We start from the raw sequence: 7,761 nt of genomic DNA on the forward strand, positions 1-7,761 counted from the left end.
GCACGATCGCCGGATTTTCCGCACATCCATCGGGACGAGGACGACAAATGTCGCGGCATTTTCTTTTCCTGTGCCACCCGGACCACGGGCACGTCATCCCGAACCTCGCGGTGGTCACCGAACTGGCCGAGCGCGGGCACCGGGTCACCTACCTGACCGCGCCGAGCATGGCGGAGGTCGTCACGGACGCCGGCGCCACCGCCGTGACCTACCCGTCCCGCTACCGCGACGCCGACTTCGCCCTCGTGGCGAACGACCCCGGCTACCTGATGGGCGTGCTGCTCGACGAGAGCGAGGCCATGCTCGCCACCGCGACCGCCGAGCTGGGCGACGACCGGCCGGACTGCGTCGTCTACGACACCTCGGTGCTCTACGCGGGTCGCGTGCTGGCCCGGCACTGGGACGTCCCGGCCGTGCAGGTGATCCCGGTGTTCGCCTCCAACGAGCACTTCTCGTTCCTCAACGCCATGTACAACCCCGAGTCCTCGGCCGGGCGGCCCGCGCCGCAGCGGCCCGGCGAGATGCCCGGGTGGGTGGGCGCCACGATGGCGCGCATCGGCGCGCTGTGCGCCCGCTACGGGGTGGACGCCGCGCCCCACGAGGTGTGGTTCGAGGTGCCGCCGCTGAGCCTGGTCACCGTGCCGCGCGAGTTCCAGTACGCGGGCGACACCTTCGACGAGCGGTTCGCGTTCGTCGGGCCGTGCGTGGGCGACCGGGGCTTCCTCGGGTCGTGGGAACCGCCCGCCGACGGCCTGCCCGTGGTGCTGGTGTCGCTGGGCGCGGTGTTCAACCAGGACGAGGGCTTCTTCCGCACGTGCGTCGAGGCGTTCCGCGGCCGGCCGTGGCACGCCGTGATGACCACCGGCGGCGGCGTCGACCGGGCCGCCCTCGGCGACCTGCCGCCCAACGTCGAGGTGCACGACTTCGTGCCGCACGTGACCGTGCTGGACCACGCCGCCCTGTGCGTCACCCACGCGGGCATGGGCACCGTGATGGAGGCGCTGCGGTCGGGGACGCCGATGGTGTGCGTGCCGGGCGCCGCGCTCGACCGGCCGACCGGGTGGCGGGTCCGCGAACTCGGCCTCGGCACCGTGCTCGACCCCGCCGAGCTGACCCCCGACGCGCTGGTCGACGCGATCACGACCGTGCTCGGGGACCCGGGGATCGCGGCCCGGTCGGACCTGATGCGCAAGGCCGTCGCGGAGGCGGGCGGCACGACGCGCGCCACCGACGAGGTCGAGCAGCACCTGGCCCGGTCGCGTTGAGCCCCGGCCCGGTCGAGTTCGGCGTGCTGGGCCCGATCAGGGTCCTGCACGGCGGCGTGGAGCAGCGGGTGGGCGGTCCCCGGGAGCGCGCGGTGCTGGCGCGGCTGGTCGTCGACGCCAACCGCGTGGTCAGCGTGGACCGGCTCATCGAGGCGGTGTGGCACGGAGACCCGCCGGCCAGCGCGCGGGGCCAGGTCGCGATCTGCGTGTCCCGGCTGCGGCGCGCGCTGGGCGAGGCGGGCCGCGCCATCGACACCGCGAGCCCCGGGTACGTGGCGAGGCTGGACGAGGACGCGGCGGACTGGCCGCGGTTCAACGGGATGGTCGGCCGGGCCCACGTGCGCGCGGCGGGCGGCGACGAGGCGGGCGCCGTGGCCCTGCTCCGCGAGGCGCTGGGGCTGTGGCGCGGCGTGCCGTTCGAGGACCTGCCCGGCCTGCGCGCGGAGGCGGTGCGGCTCCAGTCCGCGCGGCTGGACGCGGTGGAGGCGTGCGCCGAGCTGGAGCTGCGGCTCGGCCTGCACCACCGGGTCGGCAAGGAGCTGGCCGCCGTGGTGGCCGAGCACCCGCTGCGCGAGCGGGCGCGGGCGCAGCTGATGCTCGCCCAGTACCGGTCCGGCCGGCGGGCCGACGCGCTGCGCACCTACCAGGACGCGCGGCGGGTGCTGGTCGAGCAGATCGGCCTGGAACCGGGACCGGAGCTGCGCGAGCTGCACGAGCAGGTCCTGCGCGACGCGCCGGCGCTGCTCGCCCCGGCCCGCGCCGAGGTCCGGGCCGTGCCGCCCGCCGAGCTGCCGCGCCAGGTCCTGCCGTTCGCGGGCCGGTCGGCCGAGTTGGCGGATTTGGACGTCGCCCTCGCCCCCGGCCCGGACGTGCCCGGCGCGGCCGTGCTGACCGGACCGGGCGAGGTGGGCAAGACCGCGTTGGCGCTGCGCTGGGCGCACCGGCACCTCGACCGGTTCCCCGACGGGCAGCTGCACGCCGACCTGGTGGACGACTTCGGCCGGCCGGTGCCGCCCGCCGCCGTGCTGGACCGGTTCCTGCGCGCGCTGGGCGTGCCGGTGGCGTCCATCCCGGACGACCCGGGGGAGAAGGTCGCGCTGTACCGCAGCACCGTGTCCCGCAGGCGCGTGCTGGTGGTGCTGGACGGCGCGGTGGACCACGCCCAGGTCGGGCCGCTGCTGCCGGGCGGGGCGCACGCGAGGGTCATCGTCACCAGCAGGCACCCGATGGACGAGCTGGTCGCCCGGCAGGGTGCGCACCGGGCGTTCGTGGAACCGCTGCGGCTGGAGGAGTCGTGGCAGCTGCTGACCATGCTGCTCGGGCACGACTGGGTGGCCGAGGAACGCGGCGAGGCCCGCCGGATCGTCGGTTCGGCCGACGGGTTCCCGTTGTCGCTGCGCCGCGCGGCGGCCGGTGTCCGCGCCGCGCCGCGCCGCCTGGACCGCCGCAGGTTGGCCGGTGTGCCCGCCTGACCGCTGCCTGGCCCGATCGCTGCCTGGCCCGATCGCTGCCCGGCCTGACCGTACCCGGCTGGCGGCGTGGCGCCAGCCGGGCACGCACCGCTCAGGCGCGGGCCAGCACCGCGTCCACCGCCGCGGTCAACGCGTCCACCGCCGCCGGCGCCGTGGTGCGCCAGGCCACGTGCCCGTCCGGCCGCACCAGCACCGCGCCCGCCGCGCCCACGCCGTAGACCGAGGCCCAGTCCGGCGACACCACCTGGTCCGGTGACACCGCGGCGGTGGAACCTTCGGACGACACCTCGGTGTCGTCCGACACCTCGACCACCGTGATCCCCACCCCGGTCCGGGCGCCGACCTCCTCCGCCGCCTGCGCCCAGCCGCTGCCGGCCGGGGTGAGCAGGGTCAGCCCCGGGCCGAACAGGTCCAGGGTGGACACCTCCGCCGAGTTCCGCGTCAGCGGCACGTGCGGCGCGCGGTGGCCGGGCCGGGCGGTGGGCACGTAGGTCCGGTAGGGGTCGTCGGGCGCCGGCGCGGCGGTGCCGTCCGGCACGACGGCCGCCGAGTCGTAGTGGAAGCCGAGGACCAGGCCCTCGCAGCTGCGGCGGCCCGCCTGCAGCCCGATGGCCTCCTTCATGGACAGCTCGCCCTCCATCATCCGGAACGTGATGAGGGCGTTGATCAGGCTCTCGCCGACGGTGCGCTCGCCGATCGGGTGGCGCTCGGCGTCGTAGGTGTCGAGCAGGGCCTCGCCCGCCACGCCCGACAGCACCGCCGCCAGCTTCCACACCAGGTTGTGCGCGTCCTGGATGCCGCAGTTCATGCCGAACCCGCCCTGCGGCGTCGACACGTGCGCCGAGTCGCCCGCCAGGAACACCCGGCCCGAGCGGAACCGCGTCGCGGTCACCGCCTGCTGCAGCCACGGCATCACGCCGACCAGTTCCACGTCCAGGTCCGGCACGCCGACGGCCTCGCGCACCACCCGCACGCAGAACTCGGGCGTGAAGTCGGCCTCGCTGCCACCCTCCGCCGGGTCGTACCCGGTCTGGATGATCCAGCGCCGCCGGTTGTCCACCGCCTCCACCGCGCACGGGATCTCGCTGCGGATGAAGTACAGCGCGCACATCCGGTCGGCCAGCAGCGGCACCAGGTCGGCGTCGAACATGATGCTGATCATGTGCCCGAGCGGGGGCGGGCCCTCCACGCCGATGCCCAGCCGGTCGCGCACGGTGCTGCGCCCGCCGTCGGCGGCGATGGCGTAGCGGGCGCGGACCGAGGCGACGCCGGACGCCGACTCGACCACCGCGTCCACACCGGACCCGTCCTGCTCCAGGGACGTGAGCGTGGTGGCGAAGCGGACGTCGCCGCCGGGCAGGCGCTCGGCCTCCGCGCGCAGCACCACCTCGAACTCGTCCTGCGCGCAGATGTAGGTGTACGTGGGGCTGTGCGGCGCGTCCTCGGCGATGGGCGCGACCTCGCGGTGGAAGTCGGCCGCGGTCAGCGACGAGCCGACCCCCACGGCCAGGCTGTCCTCGCGCGGCAGGCCGACGCGCTCCACCTCGTCCGCCAGGCCCCACGCCCGCACCAGCTCCATGGTGCGGGTGGACACCAGGCGCGCCTTGGGGAAGATCGACGTCCCCTCGTGCCGCTCGACCAGCAGCGACGTCAACCCGTGCCGCGAGCACTCGATCGACGCGGCGAGGCCGACCGGGCCACCACCCACGATCAGGACGTCGACCTCGAAGTCAGCCATGCGAAGGAGCGTGCGACATGGCCGCGGGGGCGTCAAGGAGGCGGATATCGAAGTGATAGAGCCTTGAAGTCGCAGGTCAGTACGGTTGTGCCGAACGACGGGCGCGGTCGGGCAAGCCTTGGACAACGTGGGGAGGCGCCATGTTCGCCGAAGGATCGGTCGCCGTGGTCACCGGCGGGTCGCGTGGGATCGGGCGGGCCGTCTCGGTCGACCTGGCGGCCCACGGCGTCCACGTCGTGGTCAACTACTCGCGTTCCGAGGAGCAGGCGAAGGAACTGGTCGCGCGGATCGAGCAGGACGGCGGCAGCGCCAGCGCGGTGCGGGCCGACGTGACCGACGAGGACGCGGTGCGCGAGCTGTTCCGCTCCGTGCGCTCCGAGCACGGCCGGCTCGACGTGCTGGTCACCAGCGCGGGCGTGACGCGCGACCGGCACCTCGTCGCGATGAGCAGCGACACCTTCCGCGAGACGATGGACATCAACCTGCACGGCACCTTCCTGGCCTGCCGCGAGGCGATGCGGATCATGCAGCACCAGCGGCGCGGCGCGATCGTGACCCTCAGCTCCGCCAGCGGTCTCGACGGCGGCTTCCCCGGGCAGACCAACTACGTCGCCTCCAAGGGCGCGATCATCGCGTTCACCAAGGCGCTGTCCTACGAGGCCGCGCCGCACGGCGTGCGCGTCAACGTGGTCGCGCCGGGGTTCGTCGAGACCGACATGACCCGGGTCATCCCCGCGAAGCTCCGCGACGGCTACGCCTCGCGCATCCGGCTCGGCCGCATGGGCCGGCCGGAGGAGATCGCGAACCTGGTCACGTTCCTGGCCTCCGACAAGGCCTCCTACATCACCAGCGAGACGTTCGTCGCCAACGGCGGCGGGCTCGGTTGACCCATCGAGCCGCGAGCACCCCAGCGGACGGAAGGAGAAGCGTGACCCTCGACGAACTGCGCGCCACGGCGGCTGCCCGCCACGAGACGTGCGCCCAGATCAAGAAGATGATCGTCTCGCGGCTGGACCTGCCGATCGAACCCGAGTGGATCACCGACGACCAGCCGCTGTTCGGCCGCGGCCTGGAGCTGGACAGCCTCGACGTGCTGGAGCTGTACGTGGCGATCGAGGCCGAGTTCGGCGTCGCCCTCTACGACAGCGACATGTCGGTGTTCGGCTCGGTTTCGCGCCTGGCCGACCACGTCAACCCGGCCCTGGCCGAGCAGACCCGTTCGGCATGACCGCGACCCGGGAGCCCGTGCGCGCGGGGAAGCCGTTGACCAACGACCAGCTCCGGGAGATCCTGCCGCACCGCTGGCCCTTCCTGCTGCTGGACCGGGTCGACAAGGTCGAACCGGGCATCGGCGCGGTGGGGATCAAGAACGTCGCCGCCACCGAGCTGTGGTTCCAGGGGCACTTCCCGAGCGCGGCCGTGCTCCCGGGCGTGATCCTCGTCGAGGCGATGGCCCAGCTGGCGGGCGTGGTGTTCGCGCTCGCCGGCGCGGGACCCATCGGCTACCTGGCGGGCGTGCGGTCGATGCGGTTCCGCCGCCCCGTCGTGCCGGGTGACCAGCTCGTCCTCACCGCCGACCGCACGGCGGGCGGACGCGGCTTCAGCGAGTTCAAGGTGAGCGCCAGGGTCGACGGCCAGGTCGCCGCCGAGGGCACCATCACCATCGCCGACCCGGCTGCCACCAGCCCTACCGGAAAGGTCTGACACGACAATGGAACCCTTGACGTCGCCGGTGCGGTCCGCGCACCCCGAGGGCACCGAGTACGGCACCGTCCTGGACGCCGAGGTCGCGCTGGGCTTCGGCGCGCTCGACGCCGAGTACGAGGCGATCCGGGAGCGGGCCGCCCTGCTGGACCTGTCCGGCGAGCGGATCGTGGAGATCTCCGGCGGCGGCGCCACCGACTTCGCGCAGAAGGTGCTGGCGCGGGACGTGGAGTACCTGACCGCCGAGCGCTGCATGACGAGCCTGGTGCTCGCCGAGGACGGCGCCGTCGTGGACCAGGTCGTGGTGTGGGGCCGGGAGGACGGCCTGCTGCTGGAGTCCTCCACCGGCGCCGGCACCCGCCTGCTGGAGCACCTGCGCGCGCACGCCGGGCCCGACGTGGAGATCACCGACCGCACCGCCGAGCACGCCCTCTTCGGGCTGGAGGGCCCGTACGCGTGGGGCGTGGTGGGCCGGCTGATCGACGGTGAGCTGGCCGCGCTGCCGTTCGAGTCCGTCGCGGACACCCAGTGGGACGGCGTGGACATCGTCTTCGCCCGCACCGGCGTGACCGGCGAGTACGGCTACAAGGCGCTGGTGCCGCGCGAGTCGGCCGAGCGGCTGTGGGCCAAGGCCCTGGAGCACGCCGTGCCCGCCGGCCAGCACGCCGTGGAGCTGGCGATGCTGGAGGTGCGCCAGCCGGTCGTGCGCCACGAGGCGGGCGAGGGCGTGGACGTGCTGGAGATGGGCGCGGGGTGGCTCGTGGACATCACCAAGGACGACTTCGTCGGGCGCGACGCCGTGGTGGCCGCGTTCGAGGGCAAGGCCGAGCGCCGCACGGTGGGCTTCTCCGGCGGCGACGAGGTGCCCGCGCCGGGCACGCCGGTCACCGTCGACGGCGAGCGGATCGGCGAGGTCGTGCACGCCGTGCGCAGCATCGGCCTGAAGTCGACCCTGGGCCTGCTGCGGCTGACGCCGGACCTGGCCGCCGCCGGTCTCCGGCTGACCGTCGGCGACACCGAGGTGACCACGCTGACGAGCCCGTACGTCACGCCCAAGAGCTGGAGCACCCCGATCATCTGATCCGGTACCCCCGGGTCGCGGTCCGGGGTCGCGAGGAGGAGCAAGCATGGCGCTGCGCCCAGTGGTCATCACCGGTCTCGGGGTGATCTGCGCGGTCGGCCGGGACCCGGAGGAGTTCTGGGCGCGGCTCACCGCGGGCGAGGGCGGCATCACCGCCGTCGCCGACGAGAGGTTCGCCGCGTTCGAGGCCAGGTTCGCGGGCCAGGTGCCCGAGGAGTGGATCGACGGGCAGTTGCCGGCCGAGGACGCCGGGCTGGACCGCACGGCCCGGCTCGCCCTCGTGGCGGCCAGGCAGGCGGTGGCCCAGGCCGCGCTGGGCGACCTCCCCGCCGAGCGGTTCGGCCTGGTCCTGGGCAAGTGCCAGGCCACGCCGACCGCGGCGGGCGGCTACCAGCCCATGCACGCCACCGGTGACGTCGTGGCCCGCAAGCTCGGCATGGCGGGCCCGCGCATCCTGGTCTCGACCCCGTGCGCGGCGGGCGGCAACGCGGTCGGCCGGGC

Annotated in this window: 8 protein-coding genes; 7 read left to right on the forward strand and 1 reads right to left on the reverse strand. The window is 74.3% G+C overall.

Features of this window, described 5'->3' with window-relative positions; all coding sequences use genetic code 11:
- Positions 1 to 47: 47 nt before the first annotated feature.
- Both ACFV4N_RS20190 and ACFV4N_RS20195 read left to right on the forward strand, forming a co-directional pair.
- Positions 48 to 1,265: a macrolide family glycosyltransferase gene (locus ACFV4N_RS20190; RefSeq protein ID WP_499674088.1), complete on the forward strand. Its 1,218-nt coding sequence runs from the start codon at positions 48 to 50 to the stop codon at positions 1,263 to 1,265.
- Positions 1,262 to 2,737: an AfsR/SARP family transcriptional regulator gene (locus ACFV4N_RS20195; RefSeq protein ID WP_499674089.1), complete on the forward strand. Its 1,476-nt coding sequence runs from the start codon at positions 1,262 to 1,264 to the stop codon at positions 2,735 to 2,737. Before ACFV4N_RS20190 ends, ACFV4N_RS20195 begins: the two co-directional genes overlap by 4 nt.
- Positions 2,738 to 2,828: 91 nt before the next feature.
- Here the strand turns inward: ACFV4N_RS20195 and ACFV4N_RS20200 are convergent, their stop codons facing one another.
- Complete coding sequence (locus ACFV4N_RS20200; RefSeq protein ID WP_499674090.1) at positions 2,829 to 4,475, reverse strand: FAD-dependent monooxygenase; 1,647 nt, start codon at positions 4,473 to 4,475, stop codon at positions 2,829 to 2,831.
- Between the two features lie 140 nt (positions 4,476 to 4,615).
- On the opposite strand from ACFV4N_RS20200, the gene ACFV4N_RS20205 reads away from it, so the two are divergent.
- The 5 genes from ACFV4N_RS20205 to ACFV4N_RS20225 form a co-directional block, all read left to right on the forward strand.
- Positions 4,616 to 5,362, forward strand: coding sequence for a 3-oxoacyl-ACP reductase family protein (locus ACFV4N_RS20205; RefSeq protein WP_499674091.1), 747 nt, complete (start codon positions 4,616 to 4,618; stop codon positions 5,360 to 5,362).
- 41 nt (positions 5,363 to 5,403) lie between these two features.
- Positions 5,404 to 5,703 carry an acyl carrier protein gene (locus ACFV4N_RS20210; RefSeq protein ID WP_499674092.1) on the forward strand — a complete coding sequence of 100 codons (300 nt, stop codon included), beginning with the start codon at positions 5,404 to 5,406 and terminating at the stop codon, positions 5,701 to 5,703.
- Positions 5,700 to 6,179 (forward strand): 3-hydroxyacyl-ACP dehydratase FabZ, encoded by a 480-nt coding sequence (gene fabZ, locus ACFV4N_RS20215; RefSeq protein ID WP_499674093.1) that lies wholly within the window; start codon positions 5,700 to 5,702, stop codon positions 6,177 to 6,179. Before ACFV4N_RS20210 ends, fabZ begins: the two co-directional genes overlap by 4 nt.
- 7 nt (positions 6,180 to 6,186) lie before the next feature.
- Positions 6,187 to 7,260 carry an aminomethyl transferase family protein gene (locus tag ACFV4N_RS20220; RefSeq protein WP_499674094.1) on the forward strand — a complete coding sequence of 358 codons (1,074 nt, stop codon included), beginning with the start codon at positions 6,187 to 6,189 and terminating at the stop codon, positions 7,258 to 7,260.
- A gap of 46 nt (positions 7,261 to 7,306) precedes the next feature.
- A partial coding sequence (locus ACFV4N_RS20225) for a beta-ketoacyl synthase N-terminal-like domain-containing protein (RefSeq protein ID WP_499674095.1) occupies positions 7,307 to 7,761 on the forward strand: 455 nt, incomplete at its 3' end.

The sequence above is a fragment of the Actinosynnema sp. NPDC059797 genome (assembly GCF_042732085.1).
GTDB lineage: Bacteria > Actinomycetota > Actinomycetes > Mycobacteriales > Pseudonocardiaceae > Actinosynnema.

What these genes read in the sequence shown, in the direction of transcription:
- ACFV4N_RS20220 (WP_499674094.1), top strand. Translation starts at nt 6,187, where the DNA reads ATGGAACCCTTGACGTCGCCGGTGCGGTCCGCGCACCCCGAGGGCACC.
- ACFV4N_RS20190 (WP_499674088.1), top strand. Translation starts at nt 48, where the DNA reads ATGTCGCGGCATTTTCTTTTCCTGTGCCACCCGGACCACGGGCACGTC.
- ACFV4N_RS20200 (WP_499674090.1), bottom strand. Translation starts at nt 4,475, where the DNA reads ATGGCTGACTTCGAGGTCGACGTCCTGATCGTGGGTGGTGGCCCGGTC.
- ACFV4N_RS20205 (WP_499674091.1), top strand. Translation starts at nt 4,616, where the DNA reads ATGTTCGCCGAAGGATCGGTCGCCGTGGTCACCGGCGGGTCGCGTGGG.
- fabZ (WP_499674093.1), top strand. Translation starts at nt 5,700, where the DNA reads ATGACCGCGACCCGGGAGCCCGTGCGCGCGGGGAAGCCGTTGACCAAC.